This is a genomic window from Nocardia sp. NPDC058114 (assembly GCF_042884695.1).
GTDB lineage: Bacteria > Actinomycetota > Actinomycetes > Mycobacteriales > Mycobacteriaceae > Nocardia.
In genome coordinates, this window is record NZ_JBHVTK010000002.1 from 362,582 (window position 1) to 380,498 (window position 17,917).

Genomic DNA, 17,917 nt, shown 5'->3' on the forward strand with positions numbered 1-17,917 from the left:
AGGCCCTGGCCGAATCGAGAGACGGCCGATCGCGACATCACCACAGAATCTCGGTCAGACGGTCGGTCGCTCCGATCAACCAACCGGGATCGCCGTGCCTACGCCCCCAGAGTGCGGCCTTGATCGCCCGGACCTGCGCCCATCGACGGGCACGATCACGGTCGATACCCGCTGCTTCGCAAAACAAGTCCAATCCGCGACGAATACCGGCGGCCGGATCGGGGGCGAACAGCAGCGGCGCGAACCGGTAGCTGCGAAGGACGGTGATCGTGTCGTAGGCGGGGTCGCCGACATACCCCTTCGGATCGATCGCGAGCCAGGGCTCCCGTTCTCCCACCAGCACATTCGCATCATGAAGGTCGCCGTGGACGAGGGTCTCGGGCTGACCCGGACCGAGGTCACGCAAGGTCTCGGCCGCGGCATCCAGAACGCGGCGGGGGAGTGGATCGCCCAGTTCGGCGGCCGTCGTGCGGAGCTCGTCCGTCCAGTCGGCGACCAGGTCGCTCAGACGCGGCAGCCCGGCAGGGGCGTCGATCGCCAAGCGGTGGGACAGTTGCCCGAGTATGCCGACTGCCTCGTCGAAGTCGGTGATGTGGGCCAGAGTTCCGTGTCCTGTGCGCTCGAGCAGCATCGCGAACCGTTCGTCATCGCGGTCGAACAATTGCACCGCACCCCGTCCGTTCCAGGTGGCGAACGCGTCCGGCTCGAACACGTTGCCCGGGTGCGGAAAGGAGATCTTGACAACCGCGGGCGGCAGATCCGGACACAGCACCGGAATGACGATCCCGACGTGGCCGTGCATGACCGGCCCGTCAGGAGTGCACGACCACCGTTGCAGTAATTCATCCGCCAGCCGGGGCAGTGTCGCGATCCATACCCGCCCGGGTTCACCTTCCCGACTGATCGTTTCGCGGGTGAAGACCTCTGGAATCTCGATCATGAGACGACCCTAGGCGTCTATCCCGAGCCGCGGACACCGCCGATGTGACGTATCTCGCCGCCCTCGAGTCTGGTCTCCGCGATGACGACCGGCATAGCCTGAGACACCGCGCAGGAGCGAAATCGACTGCACTAGAAGGATATTCGGTGCAAACCGGACATTCTCGGTTCGGTAGTCGGCCAGCTGGTTTCGACACGCGCACACTGCCGTCCCGGGACGTCTACATCCGGGCCGACGGCAGAATCATGGCAAGGAGCTACACCGGTGCCGGTTCGTCACAATGACCTCAGCCCCGTCATCACCCGCCGCGGCGCACTCGCCGCACTGGCACTGCTCGCTGCTGCCGGCTGCGGCGGTTCGGTCGCGGCCACCACGGGCAAGCCGCACTGGGACTACGACGCCGAGGGCCCCGAGCACTGGGCCGACCTCGACCGCGGCTACTCGGCCTGCCGAGTCGGCCACGCCCAATCGCCGATCGACCTGGACAGCCCCACCGAACTACACCCGTCCGATCACATCGAGATCGACTACCGCCCCATCCCGTCGGTGAACCTGCTGAACAACGGGCACACCGTGCAGGTGAGCGCCCCAGCGGACTCCGGCAACCGCATCGTCGTCGACGCAACGCCGTTCACCCTGACCCAATTCCACTTCCATCTCCCCAGCGAGCACACCGTCGACGGTGCCGAGACCGCCATGGAACTGCATTTCGTCCACACCGCCCGATCGGGCCGGTTGGCCGTTCTCGCCGTCCTCCTGAACGCGCACACCGACCCCACCCCGCTGAGTCGGATCCTCACCGCCGCCCCGAACCGCTCAGGGCTCACCCGCGCTGTCGCCACTGTCGACCCGCGCGAATTCCTCCCGGCCGACCTCGCCCAGTTCCGCTACCAGGGCTCCCTGACCACGCCCCCGTGCACCGAAGGTGTCGAGTGGATCGTGCTGCGCCACCCCGCGCCGGTCGCAGCCCCTGATGTCGACAATTACCGCGCCCTGTTCCCGCACAGCAACCGACCCACTCAACCGCGCAACGGCCGCCCGGTAGTCCTCGCCGGACCCAACTGAGCCCGCTCGGCACAGGCACCTAATCCTGTGGACGGAGGGTGAGAATCTGTTCGGCAACCCCGACCGGGCCGCGAATGTCGTGCAGGACGGTACTGGTGAGTCCTTGCCCGGTGTGGCCGAAGGTGACGGTCGTGTCGAGACCGGTCCATTCGCCTTCGGGTTGCCGATAGAGATGGACCGTCAGGTCCAGGTTGGGAAACATCCACTTGGTGGGCTCCTGTCGCACCGCGATGCCGTTCGCGGTGTCGACGAGCGCGAGGTAGGAAGCCAGGGGATCGGCTGGTTCCGCGGACACCAAGTCCATCGGTGAGTGCACCCACGCGGTGGTCCGCCCGGGTTGGGGAATGCCGACCGGGCGGGTATCGAGCGAAGCGATGTAGCCGCCGGGCCACACCGAGGTCAGCGGCCAGGACGCCAATGATTCGGGGGTGGGAAGCCGCTCGGGCTCCCCACCCGCGACGCCCGCACTGTCCTGCGCGCTCAGAAACCACGCGCGGGCCGAGACGACGCTGCGCCCGGCGATGGTGACGGTCGCCTCGACCAGTTCGATGGTGCGACCCGGGCGGATGGTCCGAACGTCGATGTCGAACTCCCCGAACGCGATCCTGCCCAGGATGTCGAAACTGATCCGGCTCATGGCCAACGCTGGGCGCTGTTCGTGGGCGCGTGTTCGCTGGATCTCGTGCACGATCAGCCCGCCGAGGGGGCTGAAGTGCTGCTCGGCGGTGTCCCACGCTCCACCCGCGTGGGCAGTCGGCGCGAAGCGGTGAGCACCGACCCGGTGGAAGTAGGACGTGGGTGCGATCGTATCTCTCACATTTATCAACCTACGGGTCGAATTTTCATCCTGCAAGTCGTCTGATCGTCCTGATGGTCGACTGTTGGTGGCAGATAGAATCATGCGATGACCGCGACCACGGACGAGAGCGTCGCGCCCGCAGGGCGTGCGGAGAGACGACGCGATCGACGCAAGGCGGAGATGATCGACGCCGCATTGCAGATCCTGTCCAGCGTCGGCTATCAGGGAATGCGATTCGAGGACGTCGCCGAACGCTCCGACATCGCGAAAGCGACTCTCTACTACTACTTTCCGAGCAAAGATGCCTTGGTCTCGGCAGCATTGGAAAAGCTGACCGCTGACGTGCTGACCCATCTCGGCGAGGCACTGGAGACCGCGGCCGAGCTCTCCTCGGCCGAACAACTGCGCTCGCTCATCGCCGAGCAGTTGCGCGTTCTGACGGTGCTCTACCCGGAAGTCGGCAAACTCTTCTCCTTTCCCGCGCCGTGGCCCGACGAGCACGGTGAATCCATCAAGACCATGCGTCGACGCCACGACCGGATCTTCCGTGCGGTCATCGATCGCGGTGTCGCGTCAGGCGAGTTCGATTGTTCGGACCCCTCCGTGGCGCTGCACTGCCTGCACGGGATCCTGAATCATGCTTCGATCTGGCTCCGGCCCACCGCGGACCCTGAGGGGCGAACGCGTGAGGCCGTTGTCGACGAATCCATGCGGCTGTTCCTGCGCGCCTGAAGCCTTGTCGGCCATCGCCTTCCAGACGTCAGGATGCGGTTCGCGGCATCGTCAGTCGGCAGCGCGGGGGAGCAGGCCCAGGGTGAGGTGGCGGACCAGGTCGTCGAGTAGCTGCTCGGAGTCGTAGTCGGCGGTGTAGCCGGAGCCTACGAAGGTGGCCAAGCCCTGGAGGGCGGCCAGGGCGGTGACGCCGAGCCGTTTCGGGTCACCTGCCACGATCTCGCCGGCGGCCTGACCATCGGCGATGAGGGTGATCGGCACCGCGAACGCCCGGTCGGCGGCCTGCTGGATATCGGCGGAGGTGGAGTTGTTTCGGCGCGCGAACATCAGCGGCAAGAGCTCGAGGTTGTCGACGGCGAATCGCAGGTAGGCGTAGGCGACGGTTTGCAGACGTGCCGTGATGGGCCCTTCGATCACGGCTTGTTCGAAGCAGGCGCCGAGGCGTTCGAGCCCGGTGACGGCCAGTGCGTCGAGCAGTGCCTGCTTGTCGCGGAAATGACGACTCGGGGCCGCATGGCTGACGCCGGTGTCGCGGGCCAGTTGACGCAGCGACAGCCCGTCCACGCCGGCCTCGCGCAGTGTCGCCTCCGCGCGCGTCAGCAGCGCGGCGCGGAGGTCTCCGTGGTGGTACGGGGTGTGCAGGGACATGGTACGAGCAGGATATCTGACGGCCACCCAATGTTTGCGTTGACTACTTTGTTGTCGCTGACTACATTGACGATTGCCATGACTGACAACACCGCGCCCACCCGCACACAGCGCAGCATGCCGATCCGCGAATGGCTGGCCCCGATCACCCTGGTCACCATCCTGGCGGCGCTCCTGGGCACCATGTACCTCGGCTACACCGCCGACCCCGAAAAGCACCTGCACGACTTCCCGATCGCCCTGGTCAACCAGGACGTCGGCGACACCGTCGGTGGCAAACCCGCCAACATCGGCGCACAGATCACCTCCGCGCTGAGCGAGAACATCCCCGCCGACAAGATCGACCTGCGCCCACTCGGCATCAACGAAGCCCAGCAACAGCTGCAGAACGGCGAGGTCTACGGCGCCATCGTCATCCCCGGCGACTTCACCAAACGCGTCGCCATCCTCGGCGCCGCCTCGATCGTCCCGGGCCAGGTCGAGCAGCCCATCATCTCCGTGCTCACCAACCCGCGGGCGGGCACCCTCGCCGCACAGATCATGAACACCGTCGCCGACCAGGCCATGACGCAGGTCAACAGCACCGTCGGCACCCAACTCGCCGAACAGGTCCGCACCGCAGCCGGGGCCACACCACTCAGCGGCGCCGCACAGCTACAGCTCGCCGAGCCGATCGACGTCGTCGTCACCGCCTACCACCCGCTCCCCGAAGGCACCGGCCAGGGCTTGGCGGCCTTCTTCTACACCCTGGTCCTGCTGATCGTCGGATTCAGCGGCGCGATGATGATCAATTCACTCGTCGACGCCTCACTCGGCTATGTCCCCGCCGAATACGGCCCATGGCACAAGGCCACCACCCCGGCCCCGATCAGCCGCTGGCGCACGCTGCTCATCAAATGGGGGATCGCCGCGATCAGCGCCCCGCTGGCCTCCGGTGTGTTCCTCGGCGTCGGCACCCTGCTGAACATGGCGATCGAGCGCCCACTGATGCTCTTCCTATATGGCACACTGGCCATCGCCGCCATCGCGGTCACTGCCCTGTCGGTGATGGCCGCCTTCGGCACGGCAGGCCTGATGATCAACCTCATCGTGTTCGTGGTGCTCGGAATCCCGTCATCGTCGGGCACCATCCCGCTCGAGGCGACACCGCGCTGGATCGCCGACATGGCGACGTTCGAACCCATGCACCAGATCTACCTGGCCGTACGCGCCATCCTGTTCTTCGATGGACACCTCGAAGCAGGCATGGCGCAGGGTCTCTGGATGACCTGTGCGGGACTGGCGATCGGCCTGATCGTCGGCGCGGTCGCCACCAACACCTACGACCTGCGCGGAATGCTGCGACTCGGCATCGAGCACGCGCCCGCGCAGTAACTGATCAATCCATGTGGAAGGGCCCTGTGATGCATGAGTTCGAAGCCCCGGCTTCCTACACGATTCCCGAGCACGCGAACAATTCCGACAGTGTGTTCCTGCACGCCGAGCACTCGCCCCACACGGTGTTGTTCAACGTCTCCAACGGCAGCGGCGGACTCACCGATGTCACCGCGGCCGAGTTCGCCCGAACGGTCACCGACGTGGCGAAGGGTCTCATCTCCTCGGGCATCGAACCCGGTGACCGGGTAGCGATCATGGCCCCCACCCGCTACGAGTGGGTCGTGCTCGACCACGCGATCTGGGCCACCGGCGGCTGCACCGTCGCCATCTACGACAGCTCCGCCGCCGAGCAGGCCAAGTGGATCCTGCAGGACTCCGCGACGAAACTGCTCATCGTCGACAGCGACCAACACCGCCGGATCATCGAGGAGATCGACGACCGCGCCCTGCCCGACCTGCGAGAAATCCTGCAGATCGACAAAGGTGCCGTCGCGGAATTGACCACGCGCGGCGCCGACCTCGACGACGCGGCCGTACACACCCGCCGAGCCGAGGTCGGCGCGAGCTCCCCGGCCACCCTGATCTACACCTCGGGCACCACCGGACGCCCCAAAGGCGTGATCCTCACCCACGGAAACCTCTACGCCGAGTCGAAATCCGACCGAATCGCGCTGGGGGAGTTCGTCACCGAGGGCAACAAGACACTGATGTTCCTGCCGCTCGCCCACGTCTTCGCGCGCGCGGTGACGCTGGCCGCGCTCGACGCCAAGGTGGTCGTCGCGTTCAGCTCCGACTGGTCCACACTCGTCGACCAGTTCGGCAGCTTCCGGCCGCATTTCATCCTGGCGGTGCCGCGAGTGTTCGAAAAGGTCTTCAACGGCGCCAAGCAGAAGGCACACGCCGGCGGCAAGGGAAAGATCTTCGACCTGGCCACCGAGACCGCCATCGCCTGGAGCGAATCCCAGGACACCGGCGGCCCCGGAATCGTCCTCGGACTGCGCCACGCCCTGTTCGACAAACTCGTCTACCGCAAGCTGCGCCTGGCGCTCGGCGGACGATGCGAGGCGGCGGTATCCGGTGGTGGACCGCTCGGCGCGCGGCTCGGTCACTTCTTCCGCGGCGTCGGGATCCCCGTGTACGAGGGCTACGGACTCACCGAGACCACCGCGGCGATCACCGTGAACACCCCGGCCGATACCCGGGTCGGCACCGTCGGACGCCCGACCGAAGGCCACGCCGTCAAGATCGCCGACGACGGCGAACTGCTGCTACGCGGCCCGGTCGTGTTCCACGAATACTGGGGAAACCCACAGGCCACCGACGACGCCTTCGCCGACGGCTGGTTCCAGACCGGCGATCTCGGCAGCATCGACCGCGACGGCTATCTCACCATCACCGGCCGTAAGAAGGAAATCATCGTCACCGCGGGCGGAAAGAACGTCTCCCCGGGCCTGATGGAAGACTCGCTGCGCGCCCACCCGCTGATCAGCCAGGCGATGGTGGTCGGTGACGGCCGTCCGTTCGTCGGTGCCCTGATCACCCTCGATCCCGAAGCGCTCCCTGCCTGGAAGCAAAGCCACAACCTGTCCGCCGACACCACGAACGAGGCTCTGATCGACAACCCGGATCTCGTCGCGGAGATCGATGCGGCCCTCGCCGACACCAACAAGAAGGTGTCCCATGCCGAGGCGATCAAGAAGGTCCGCATCCTGCCCGTCGACTGGACCGGGGCCACCGGCGAACTGACACCGAAGATGTCGCTCAAGCGAGCAGAGGTCATGAAGAAGTACGCCACCGAGGTGGACAAGATCTACGAACCCGCCGCCAGTAGTCACTGACACCCATTCCGGCACTTCCGGCTGTTACGTCTAACTAAATACTGCGCACAGTACCGAACCAACCCCGTCGAGTTCGTACTCTCACCTGGACCGCGCCCGGCGCGCGGCACCGGAACAGGGGTTGAACACAGCAGATGGCTATATCTGACGTCGAGGCGTACACGCATCTCTCGCCGACCGACATCGAAGAGTTCGGGCAACGCCTGGACGCGTTGCGCAGACAGATCGAATCCAGCCTGGGTGAACGCGACGCGAAATACATCAAGACCGTCATCCGCGTTCAGCGAGCATGCGAGATAGCCGCCCGGCTCGTGCTGATCGACTCGGGTCGGAAAAGCAGTTGGTGGTGGGGGACAGGCCTGCTCACCTTGTCGAAGGTGCTCGAGAACATGGAGATCGGGCACAACGTCATGCACGGCCAGTGGGACTGGATGAACGACCCGGAAATCCACTCCACCACCTGGGAATGGGACCATTCCATGCCCGCCGCCCATTGGAAGGAAGCGCACAACTACCGCCACCACGTCTTCACCAATGTGCTCGGGCTGGACCCCGACGAAGGGTACGGGCTGCTCCGCATCACCCGTGACCGGCGCTGGCGTCCGTATCACCTGGGCAACTTCGTCTACCTCGTCCCGGTGTCACTGCTGTACGAGCTGGGTATGTGCGTGTACCACCTGGAGATCCCGCGCGTGCTGGCGGGCAAGAAGGACAAGAAGAAGTTCCGGCAGGCGCGCGACGAAATCGCCCAGAAGGCAGGTAAGCAGCTGCTCAAGGACTATGTGATCTTCCCGGCGGTAACCGGTCGGAACTGGAAATCGACGATCCGCGCGAACGTCACCGCCAACCTCACCAAGAATGTGTGGGAGCAGATCATCACCTTCTGCGGACATTTCCCCGACGGCGCGGAGAAATTCACCAAGCGCGATATCGAGGGTGAGACCCGCGGCGAATGGTATCTGCGCCAATACCTGGGCAGCGCGAATATCGACGTCGGTCCCCTGATGCGCATCCTTTCCGGCACGCTCAGTCACCAAATCGAACATCACCTGTTCCCGGACCTGCCGAGCAACCGGCTGCCCGAAATCCAGCGTGAAGTGCGCAAGCTCGCGGCCGAATATCGCCTGCCGTACACCACCGGCAGCCTGGTCCGTCAGTACGCGCTGACCCTGCGCACCATCGCCAAACTGTCGTTGCCCGACAAGTACCTCACCGCCGATGCCGACAACGCACCGGAAACCAGCTCCGAAAAGGCCACCGAATCGCGCCGACTCACCCCCGTTCTGGTCTGATTCTCCTTGGCGCACCGCATTACGGCGAAAGGCGATGCGGTGCGCCATCCAGGCACCTTCCATAGTTTCGTCACTGTGACGAAATAGGGGCGGGGAAGTGGGAGGGGGAGTGCCGGGCTTCGGGCAGCCGACTCGGTTTGCCGAGGATGCGGGCCCAGAGTCGCCGATGAGCACATTCAGGGCGAACGGTCATGAATCAGCCGAACCGAGAATTGTCCGGATTCGTCAGCTTTCCTTCGGTGTCCCAAAATATGGCTGATCGAGCTCGCAAGTACCGAAGCGTCGGCGCACGCGCGGCAATGCAGAGAAGCGACAGTGAGCGCCTGTCAGCATGTGATGCAACTAGGCGTGCACCGCAAAACAACTGCAAAAACCCCTTCCGACAGGCCGCCTGCAAACGCCGATAATGCACATTATGTCAAGTACTCACTACCCTGGCGGCCAGCACAGCTGCGAGACCTTCCCGCAGGTCCTTGACGAAGTACTCGGGAACCTCCAGCGACGGGAAATGTCCCCCGCTGTCGGGCGATCCCCATCGGACGATCTGCCGGTACCGCTCTTGCGCCCAGACCCGCGGGCACTTGTCGACGTCACGTGGATACATGGTGATTGCCGATGGAACGTCGACACGAAGTTCGGGGTCGAGCGAGTTGTGGCTTTCGTAGTAGATACGAGCGGCCGATGCGCCGGTCCGCGTGAGCCAGTACAGCGTGACGTTGTCGAGAACCCGGTCAATGGAAATCGTCTCGAACGGGCTGTCTTCGGTGTCTGTCCACTCGGCGAACTTGTCGAGGATCCAGGCCAGGAGTCCGACCGGTGAGTCGACGAGCGAGTAGCCGATGGTCTGCGGTCGGGTCGCCTGCTGCTTCGCGTATGCCGCGCGGTGCCGCCAGAAATCGCGAGTCTCCTCGGTCCAGGTGCGCTCGGTGACTGTCAGCCCGTCCGTCGCCAACCCGGGCGGTGCCTCGGCGAACGTCGAGTGGATGCCGAGAATATGCGCCGGGAATCTGCCACCGAGAACCGTGGTGATATTGCCTCCCCAGTCGCCGCCGTGAGCCAGGAACCTGTTGTAGCCGAGCCTTGTCATCAGCTCCACCCAGGCGGCCGCGATCTTCTCGGTCCCCCAGCCTGTGGTGGCCGGTTTGTCGCTGTAACCGAACCCGGGCAGCGAGGGAACGACAACGTGGAACGCCGGCGCGTCCGCGTCCTGCGGATCCGCCAACTCGTCTACTACATCGGTGAACTCGGCGATGCTGCCCGGCCAGCCGTGCGTCATGATCAGCGCGGTGGCATCGGCGCGCGTGGATCGGCGGTGCAGGAAGTGGATTTCCAGACCGTCGATGGTTGTGCGGAACTGGCCGATCCGGTTGAGGCGCTCTTCGAACGACCGCCAGTTGTATTCGGTGCGCCAGTAGTGCACGACCTCGATGAGGTCGGCGAGCGGGACCCCCTGCTCCCATCGGCGCGGGTCGGGCGCGGCGCGATAGACAGTCTCGGGCTCCGGTAGTCGTGCCGCGGCCAGTCGTGCGCGCAGATCGTCGAGGTCGGTGTCGGGTGCGTGGGCTTCGAATGCTTGGACGTCGCTGATCGGATTGGGCACGAGACCTCCTGCGATTGGTGAACCGTCTTAGACGGTTCTAACATGACGATATGTCAGCGCGCAACCAGCTAAGGTGGTTCCATGCATGCTGAGTTCCCTGACTTCCGCCTCGGCACTGTGCTGGCGACCAGCTTCACGGCGACGCTGACGGAGCGCTCCGGCGACGCGGTGGAGCGCATCCCCACGCCGCAGCGGCTCGTCGACTGGCTGACGGTGAGCGGCCTGGCCGTGAATTCCTGCACCACCGCCCAGCTCGCACTCGCACGGGAATTGAGGGAGGCGATTCACCTCGCCGCGACCGCGACCGCGATGCACGACACTCCCCCGGCCTCCGCAATCCGAGTCATCAACGACCGCAGCATTCAGGGCGGCGCGTCAGCGGTCCTGACGCCCGAGGGCGATCGGCACTGGCGACTCAACTCGGATTCCCGCGTCGACGACGCGCTGGGTGTCATCGCCGCCGACGCGATCAGCATCCTCGCCGGCGAGCGCGACGGAAAATTGGCCTTGTGCGCATCGCCGACCTGTCGAGCCGCCTTCTTCGACACCAGCCAGAGCCGCACCCGCAAATGGTGCGACATGAACACGTGCGGGAATCGTCAGAAGAAGGCGCGCTTCAATGATCGGAAAGCAGGATTACCCGTAGCGAGCAGGTAATCAGCAGCCGGTCTCCCGGTGGGTGGACACTCCCCCGTCCGGCGTGCGCGAGAACTCCTTAGCGTGCGCAGCACAGCGGATGGGAGTTGTCATGAGCACACACACTTCGGTAGCGCCTGTCGATGCGGGCGATGTCGGGCAGGTCGACTACGAAACCGATGTTCTGATCGTGGGATACGGGTGTGCGGGTGCGGCAGCTGCGCTCGAGTCGTTTGCCGCGGGCGCTGATGTCATCGTGCTGGAGAAGCTGGGTGGTGGCGGTGGGTCCTCCGCGCTGTCCGGTGGCGAGATGTATCTGGGCGGCGGCACCGAGATCCAGCGGGCCTGCGGGTTCGACGACACCGCGCAGGATATGGAAGCGTTCCTGCTGGCCGCGCTGGGACCGGACGCGGACCGGGAGAAGGTCGGCCTCTACAGTCGTGAGAGCGCACGGCACTTCCAGTGGCTCGTCGACCACGGCGTCCCGTTCAAACCCTCGTTGTGGGACTCCCCCACGTGGGTGCCGCCCACTGATGACGGTCTCATGTGGATGGGCGAAAAGGCTTGGCCCTTTGCTGATCTCGCGAAGCCGTCGCCGCGTGGGCACCGGGTCACCTCCGACGGTTTCGGTGGCAAGGTGCTGATGCAGAAGCTGTTCGAGGCAGTCGCCGCGACCGCGGTGGCAGTGCACACCGACACCAACGCGATCCGGCTCGTCACCGAAGCCGGACGTGTGGTCGGTGTCGTGGCGAAGCAGTACGGCCGGTACTACACCTACCGTGCTCGACGTGGCGTCGTCTTGACCACGGGCGGGTTCGCCGACAATGCCGCGATGGTGGCTCAGCACGCACCGCAACTGGTCGGGCTCGGTGTCAACAGTGACGGCGGTGACGACGGGCGCGGCATCGTGATGGCACAGGCTGTGGGCGCCGCGGTGCGGCACATGTCCGCCGCACAGGTGGGGATCTCGCTGATTCCGGGGATGATGGTGCGCGGCATGATCGTCGACGACATCGGCAGGCGCTTCATCAACGAGGATGTCTATCCCGGGCTGGTCGGCCAGGCCGCCTTGTTCAAGCACGGCCTGAAGGTGTGGGTGATCCTGGACGAGCAGGCCTACGAGGAAGTGCCGGAGAACGAACGGTGGGGCGTACAACCGCATTTCGTGGCCGAGACTCTCGACGACCTCGAACAGCAGATCGGCATGCCGCCCGGCGCGCTGGCGACGACGGTCGCCGAATACAACCGGCACGCGGCTGACGGGCAGGACCCTTACTTCCACAAGGCGGCGCACTGGCTGCGGCCGCTGCGGGCACCGTTCGCCGCAATCGACGTCCAGCGCGGCATCGCCCCGCCCGAGTACGGCGAAGCGGGCCGTGGCGGAGCTGAGGTGTTCACCATCGGTGGACTGCACACCACGGTCGACGGCCGAGTCCTCGACTTGGACGGCGCACCGATCCCGGGTCTGTTCGCCGCGGGCAGGGCAACGTCGGGCCTGCATTCGTGGGGCTACATCAGCGGCACGTCGCTCGGCGACGGCACCTTCTTCGGTCGCCGCGCCGGTGTCGCCGCGGCCGCGCCGCCCGCTGCGTCCTGAACCGAGTCGGCGGCTACCGAAACAGGGAGTCTCACCATGGCGATCGTCGAGCCGGGCAGTACCTGGGCGCCGCTCGGGCAGCGCTTGGCCACCACCACGAACGAGCGGCACCGCACGGTGCTCGGAATTGCACGCCGCAGCAACGTGCTCGAATCCGAGCTGGATCGGCTGGTTGTCGATGATCATTGTGTGGTGAACGAGGGTTTCCTGACACTGATCTACGCGGAGTCGGAGTGACAGGCGCGCGCCGGGCGGACATCGCGACCATGCTGCTCGACCGGCTCGGTGACCAGCGGCTCGGCCTGCGCACCCGCGACGCCGAGTGGAGCTGGGATGCGGTGGTCCGGGAGTCGGCTGCCCGTGCGGAGCTTGCCCGCACGCTGCGCCGCGACGGCCCGTTCCATATCGGGGTGCTGTTGGACAATGTGCCCGACTTCGTCTTCTGGCTGGGCGCGGCGGCTTTGGCGGGTGCGACGGTGGCGGGTCTCAATCCGACCCGGGGCGACGCCCAATTGGCTGCCGATATCGGGTATGTCGACTGTCAGTTGATCGTCACCGATGCCGCGGGGATGGCGCGGCTGCGGCAGCTGGATCTCGATCTGGCCGGGGATCGGTTCCTGCTGGTCGATGATCCAGGCTATGGCGCCCGGATCGATGCCTGCCGGGTGCCGCCTGCGGCGGTGGGTGGGCCGGACTCGCTGCTGCTGTTGCTGTTCACGTCCGGCACCACCGGTGCGTCGAAGGCGGTGCGGTGCACTCAGCGCCGTCTGTCGGTGGTTGCCTACGCGGCGACGGCGAAGTTCGGGCATGTGCGCGAGGACGTGGACTACTGCTGTATGCCGCTGTTTCACGGCAATGCGATCATGGCGTTGTGGGCGCCTGCGTTGTCGGTCGGTGCGACGGTCTGCCTGACGCCGAAATTCTCTGCGTCGCAGTTCCTTCCGGATGTTCGGTACTTCGGGGCGACCTTTTTCACCTATGTCGGCAAGGCGCTGGGGTATCTGCTGGCCACGCCCGAAACCGCAACGGATTCCGACAATTCGCTGGTGCGCGGATTCGGTACCGAGGCGTCGGTGGCCGATCAGGACGAGTTCCGGCGCCGTTTCGGCGCGCAGCTGTTCGAGGGGTACGGCTCCAGCGAGGGCCCGAGCCTGGCCGCCCTGGATCCGGCCGCGCCGCCCGCTGCGCTCGGCAGGCCGGCGCATCCCGGTGTGGCGGTGGTGAATCCTGATTCGTTGCGGGAGTGCGCACGGGCCGAGCTCGACGAGTACGGCCGGGTACTCAACCCTGATGAGGCCATCGGGGAGATGATCGACAAGGCCGGTGCGCTCGCGTTCGAGGGCTACTACAAGAACGAGGTCGCCGACGCCGACCGTCTGCGCAACGGCTGGTATTGGACCGGGGATCTGGGCTATATCGACACCGGTGGATTCCTGTACTTCGCCGGCCGCAAGGGCGACTGGATCCGGGTGGACGGCGAGAACACCTCGGCGCTGATGATCGAGCAGGTTCTGCGCCGCCATCCCGCTGTCATCGCCGCCGCCGTGTTCGGGGTGCCCGATCCGCGTTCGGGCGATCAGGTGATGGCCGCCGTCGAGGTCGCCGATCCGGGTGGTTTCGATGTCGACGCGTTCACCGAGTTCCTCTGTGCGCAATCCGATCTCGGCGGCAAAGGTCTCCCCCGGCTGCTGCGCGTTTCGGCGAATCTTCCGGTGACGGGGTCGAACAAGGTGCTCAAACGCGAACTGCAAGAGCAGGCGTGGCGCACCGATGAACTGGTGTACCGATGGGTGGGGCGTGGCCGGCCGGTCTACGGGCGCATGACCGAGGCGGACCGGCGGTCGGTGGAGTCGGAGTTCGCCGCGCACGGCAGGCAGCGCATGCTGTGACCAGCTCGTGCCTGCGAGACCTCAGGTGAGTAGCCGGATCAGGCCGCCTGCCAGGTAGGTCACCTGGTCGTCGAAGAAGTGGACCAGGTCGTCGGCGCTGGGGATCGCGCCGCGGCGGTGGTTCCATTCCTCGGCTCGGCTCAGTGCCTGGAGGAAGACCATGAGCGCGGTGGCCCAGCGCTGTTCGAGCCGGATGGGGTCGGTGTCGGGAAAGGTGCGCCGGACCTGGTGCAGCAGGACCGCGCGGAGGTCTTGTTCGGCGGCGTCGAGCGCGGGGTGGTTCTGTGCCGACATCTGGGCGACGATAGCGATCCAGCGCATGCCGCGCGTGCGGTGGCGCGAGAGCAGTTCCCGGTACGGGTCGGTGACGGCGCCGACGAGTTCGTCGACGGTCGGCGCGTGCTCGCGGTCGGCGAGCGCGTCGACGTTGGCGCGGATGCGGTCGCGCACACCGGCTCCCAGGTCCAGCAGCACCGCGGCCAGCAGGTCGTCTTTCGTACCGAAGTGGTAGTTGACCGAGGCGGGGCCCAGCCCGGCGGCGGCGTTGACCGCGCGGACCGAGACCGCGTCGACCCCGTGTGTGGCGAAGAGTCGCTCGGCGGTCTTCACCAAACGCGTACGCGTCGCGTTTCCCTGGCGATTGGCGACCGGAGTGGTCGGATTCGTGTCGACTGTGCCGGTCATAGGGTCTGCCAGCGACAGTGCGCGCGGACGCTCAGGCCGGACTCGTCGAACCAGCCCTGGGCCAGAGCGTAGTCGAGCATGGCGGTGAATCGTTCCCGCCAGGTCAGGTCGGCGCCGAAGTGATCGCCGAGTTCGTCTTCGAGGCGCTGCGTGCTCAGCCACACGTGGGTGCCGTCGAATTCGCCCCAGCCGAGGAGTACATCGTGGAGGCGCACTGTTTCGGGTGTCGCGTGGACGAGTACCGACAGCGAGTCGAAGTCGGTGGACTGGGCCAGCGTGACCGGTGGCTTCCGCCGCGGATCGATGTCGAGAAACATGGTCGGACTCCTCGCGAATCGGCGCCGGTGACCGCCGGGAAAATTGGATCAACTGATCCAATCATCGACATCTGACACGGCCGGTGTCAACAGTCGGATCGGTTGCTTCTTCGGTGAATCGCAGCATTTCCCGCTGATCGGGAGAAGCACTTCTGGATCAGTTGATCCAGGTCGAAGCTGAGGACGACGCCGTGAGCCCGCTCACCGCACCGTTTCGACGAGGAGACGCACCATGTGGAGCCCCAGTTCGATCAGATTCGGCGCCTTTCTGACTCCCTATCACCCGCTCGACGCCGACCCAGCCCTGCAGCTGCGTCGCGACATCGACCTGATGGAGCACCTCGACCATCTCGGATTCGATGAGGCGTGGATGGGCGAGCACCATTCCACCGGCGCCGAGATCGTGCCCGCGCCGGACCTGTTCATCGCCGCGGCGGCCGAACGCACCCACCGCATCCGGTTCGGTACCGGGGTGGTGTCGCTGCCCTACCATCACCCGCTGGTCACCGTCGACCGCATCACCCAACTCGACCTGCAGACCCGCGGCCGAGTCATCTTCGGCACGGGGCCGGGCAAGATCCCCCTCGACGCGCACATGATGGGCATCAACCCGTCCGATCAGCGCCGTCGCCAGGGCGAAGCACTCGAGGCGATCCTGGGGCTGCTTCGTGGCGATGTCGTCGACATGCAGACCGACTGGTTCACCCTGCGCGATGCACGGGCCCAGCTGCCCACCTACGACCCGGCCGGTATCGAGGTGGCCACCGCGTCCACCATCTCCCCGAACGGATCGGTCCTGGCGGGAACGCACGGACTGTCATTGCTGTCACTGGCCGCGGGTTCGCCGACCGGTTTCGCGGCGCTGGACCGCAATTGGGGCGTCTACGAGAAGACCTGTGCCGAGCACGGTCATCTCGCCGATCGGGCGAACTGGCGGCTGGTCACCCCGATGTTCTTGGCCGAATCGCGCGCCGATGCCGAACGCGCGGTCTCGCGGGGCATCGGGTCCATGGCTGCTTACGTCAACCGCCAGACCGGGCAGCGCCCGGACTGGGCGCGGACCTCTCACGGGATCGTTGAGCAGTGGCGCAACGACACGCTCGGTGAGTTCGGGCAGGCCGTCATCGGCACACCGGACGAGGCCATCGCGCAGATCCAGCGGTTGATCGACAAGACCGGCGGATTCGGCACGTTGCTGATCCTGCACGTGGACATGGCCGATTGGGAGGACACCAAACGCAGCTACGACCTGTTCGCCTCCGAGGTCGTCCCGCACTTCAAGAATCGCAATGCCGGACGCCGGGCCAGCCTCCAGTTCGCCGAGGATCACCGCGAGTTGCTGATCGGGCAGTTGGTCACCGCGATCACCGAGGCCACCACCGACTACTACGGCGCCGACGCCGTGACGGGAGCGTGAGGATGCGCGCCGTGCGATTCCTCGACGGAGAATTCACCGTCGGCGAGGTACCCGAACTGCCCGAGACCGGTCCCGGCCAGGTTCGCATCGCGGTGGCTGCCTGCGGAATCTGCGGCAGTGACCTGTCGGTGTCCAAGGATGCGTGCCGCTTCGTCGAAGTCGCCGAGGCGGGCGGGTACCCGCTGGCCGCGTTCGACACCGAACGACCGGTGGTGCTCGGGCACGAGTACGCCGGGGTGATCACCGAGCTCGGTGCCGGGGTCACCGATTTCGCGGTGGGCGACCGGGTGGCGGGTATCGGCTTGGCCACCGATGCCGCGACCGGTATCCCGACGATCATCGGCTACTCCAACACCTACCACGGGGCGTTCGGTGAGGCGATCATCGTCGATGCGTGCTGGGTGCGCGCAGTCCCCGACGACCTGCGACTGGACCATGCGACCCTCGCCGAGCCCCTGCACGTGGGTGAGATGCACGTCCAGCAGTCGGGGCTCACCGCCGCGGACTCGGCGCTGGTGATCGGCTGTGGGACTATCGGTTTGGGCGCCGTCGTCGCGGCCAAGGCTCGTGGCGCGAGGATGGTGATCGCCTCCGAGCCCTCGCCTCGGCGCCGGGAACTGGCGACGCTCATGGGCGCCGACATCGTCGTCGATCCGACCGAGCAGAATCCCATCGAGGTGTGGAACGCCCTGGTCGCCGACGCCGGCTCCGTTGTCGGTGCGGCCGCGAACGGAATCCTGATCGCCTACGAATGCAGTGGGCGTGCCGGGATACTGAACGAGCTCACCCATCAGATGCCGTTCAATTCGCGGATCCAGGTGCTCGCCGCCGGATTCACGGCCGAAACCATCACCCCGGTCGTGCCCCAATTCCGGCGCATCGCCGTCAATTTCGGTCACGGGCCCTACCAGGACGCCTATGACATCACGCTGCGGCGGCTGGCGGCCGGGTCGATCGACGCGGAGGCGATCATCACCGCGCGCGTGGATCTCGGCGGTGTCGCGGACGCGTTCGCGACCCTGCGTAGCCCACAGGATCACGTGAAGATCATCGTCCGGCCCGGTCTTTCCGCGGACTGACCCCCAC

The 17,917-nt window shown here is 66.0% G+C and carries 17 protein-coding genes; 11 read left to right on the forward strand and 6 right to left on the reverse strand.

The window, feature by feature from the left end:
* Positions 1–37 precede the first annotated feature (37 nt).
* Complete coding sequence (locus ACFVVI_RS10255) at positions 38–940, reverse strand: aminoglycoside phosphotransferase family protein (protein WP_379317418.1); 903 nt, start codon at positions 938–940, stop codon at positions 38–40.
* Positions 941–1,204: 264 nt separating this feature from the next.
* On the opposite strand from ACFVVI_RS10255, the gene ACFVVI_RS10260 reads away from it, so the two are divergent.
* Positions 1,205–2,005, forward strand: coding sequence for a carbonic anhydrase (locus tag ACFVVI_RS10260; RefSeq protein WP_387444988.1), 801 nt, complete (start codon positions 1,205–1,207; stop codon positions 2,003–2,005).
* 19 nt (positions 2,006–2,024) lie between these two features.
* Here the strand turns inward: ACFVVI_RS10260 and ACFVVI_RS10265 are convergent, their stop codons facing one another.
* Positions 2,025–2,822 carry a thioesterase family protein gene (locus tag ACFVVI_RS10265; protein WP_378991788.1) on the reverse strand — a complete coding sequence of 266 codons (798 nt, stop codon included), beginning with the start codon at positions 2,820–2,822 and terminating at the stop codon, positions 2,025–2,027.
* An 87-nt stretch (positions 2,823–2,909) separates the two neighbouring features.
* On the opposite strand from ACFVVI_RS10265, the gene ACFVVI_RS10270 reads away from it, so the two are divergent.
* Positions 2,910–3,536 carry a TetR/AcrR family transcriptional regulator gene (locus ACFVVI_RS10270; protein ID WP_387444989.1) on the forward strand — a complete coding sequence of 209 codons (627 nt, stop codon included), beginning with the start codon at positions 2,910–2,912 and terminating at the stop codon, positions 3,534–3,536.
* A 51-nt stretch (positions 3,537–3,587) separates the two neighbouring features.
* Here the strand turns inward: ACFVVI_RS10270 and ACFVVI_RS10275 are convergent, their stop codons facing one another.
* Positions 3,588–4,184, reverse strand: a complete 597-nt coding sequence (locus tag ACFVVI_RS10275; RefSeq protein ID WP_378991785.1) for a TetR/AcrR family transcriptional regulator — start codon at positions 4,182–4,184, stop codon at positions 3,588–3,590.
* 78 nt (positions 4,185–4,262) lie between these two features.
* Between ACFVVI_RS10275 and ACFVVI_RS10280 the strand changes: the two genes are divergently transcribed.
* The 3 genes from ACFVVI_RS10280 (at position 4,263) to ACFVVI_RS10290 (ending at position 8,691) form a co-directional block, all read left to right on the forward strand.
* Positions 4,263–5,558: a DUF3533 domain-containing protein gene (locus ACFVVI_RS10280; RefSeq protein ID WP_379317196.1), complete on the forward strand. Its 1,296-nt coding sequence runs from the start codon at positions 4,263–4,265 to the stop codon at positions 5,556–5,558.
* Between the two features lie 29 nt (positions 5,559–5,587).
* On the forward strand, positions 5,588–7,399 hold the full coding sequence (locus ACFVVI_RS10285) for an AMP-dependent synthetase/ligase (RefSeq protein WP_387444991.1): 1,812 nt from the start codon (positions 5,588–5,590) through the stop codon (positions 7,397–7,399).
* 134 nt (positions 7,400–7,533) lie between these two features.
* Entirely contained in the window at positions 7,534–8,691 is a 1,158-nt protein-coding gene (locus ACFVVI_RS10290; RefSeq protein WP_387444992.1) for a fatty acid desaturase family protein, read from the forward strand.
* A gap of 418 nt (positions 8,692–9,109) precedes the next feature.
* Here the strand turns inward: ACFVVI_RS10290 and ACFVVI_RS10295 are convergent, their stop codons facing one another.
* Positions 9,110–10,291 carry an epoxide hydrolase family protein gene (locus ACFVVI_RS10295; RefSeq protein ID WP_387444994.1) on the reverse strand — a complete coding sequence of 394 codons (1,182 nt, stop codon included), beginning with the start codon at positions 10,289–10,291 and terminating at the stop codon, positions 9,110–9,112.
* A gap of 81 nt (positions 10,292–10,372) precedes the next feature.
* On the opposite strand from ACFVVI_RS10295, the gene ACFVVI_RS10300 reads away from it, so the two are divergent.
* The 4 genes from ACFVVI_RS10300 (at position 10,373) to ACFVVI_RS10315 (ending at position 14,413) form a co-directional block, all read left to right on the forward strand.
* Positions 10,373–10,948 carry a CGNR zinc finger domain-containing protein gene (locus tag ACFVVI_RS10300; protein ID WP_387444996.1) on the forward strand — a complete coding sequence of 192 codons (576 nt, stop codon included), beginning with the start codon at positions 10,373–10,375 and terminating at the stop codon, positions 10,946–10,948.
* 91 nt (positions 10,949–11,039) lie between these two features.
* On the forward strand, positions 11,040–12,524 hold the full coding sequence (locus ACFVVI_RS10305) for an FAD-dependent oxidoreductase (RefSeq protein ID WP_387444997.1): 1,485 nt from the start codon (positions 11,040–11,042) through the stop codon (positions 12,522–12,524).
* A gap of 36 nt (positions 12,525–12,560) precedes the next feature.
* Entirely contained in the window at positions 12,561–12,761 is a 201-nt protein-coding gene (locus ACFVVI_RS10310; RefSeq protein WP_387444998.1) for a hypothetical protein, read from the forward strand.
* A gap of 29 nt (positions 12,762–12,790) precedes the next feature.
* On the forward strand, positions 12,791–14,413 hold the full coding sequence (locus ACFVVI_RS10315; protein ID WP_387445374.1) for an AMP-binding protein: 1,623 nt from the start codon (positions 12,791–12,793) through the stop codon (positions 14,411–14,413).
* A gap of 21 nt (positions 14,414–14,434) precedes the next feature.
* Here the strand turns inward: ACFVVI_RS10315 and ACFVVI_RS10320 are convergent, their stop codons facing one another.
* Positions 14,435–15,097, reverse strand: a complete 663-nt coding sequence (locus ACFVVI_RS10320; protein ID WP_387444999.1) for a TetR/AcrR family transcriptional regulator — start codon at positions 15,095–15,097, stop codon at positions 14,435–14,437.
* Positions 15,094–15,414, reverse strand: coding sequence for a hypothetical protein (locus tag ACFVVI_RS10325; RefSeq protein WP_387445000.1), 321 nt, complete (start codon positions 15,412–15,414; stop codon positions 15,094–15,096). Before ACFVVI_RS10325 ends, ACFVVI_RS10320 begins: the two co-directional genes overlap by 4 nt.
* A gap of 232 nt (positions 15,415–15,646) precedes the next feature.
* On the opposite strand from ACFVVI_RS10325, the gene ACFVVI_RS10330 reads away from it, so the two are divergent.
* Both ACFVVI_RS10330 and ACFVVI_RS10335 read left to right on the forward strand, forming a co-directional pair.
* Complete coding sequence (locus ACFVVI_RS10330; protein WP_387445001.1) at positions 15,647–16,831, forward strand: LLM class flavin-dependent oxidoreductase; 1,185 nt, start codon at positions 15,647–15,649, stop codon at positions 16,829–16,831.
* 2 nt (positions 16,832–16,833) lie between these two features.
* On the forward strand, positions 16,834–17,910 hold the full coding sequence (locus ACFVVI_RS10335; protein ID WP_387445003.1) for an alcohol dehydrogenase catalytic domain-containing protein: 1,077 nt from the start codon (positions 16,834–16,836) through the stop codon (positions 17,908–17,910).
* Positions 17,911–17,917 lie beyond the last annotated feature (7 nt).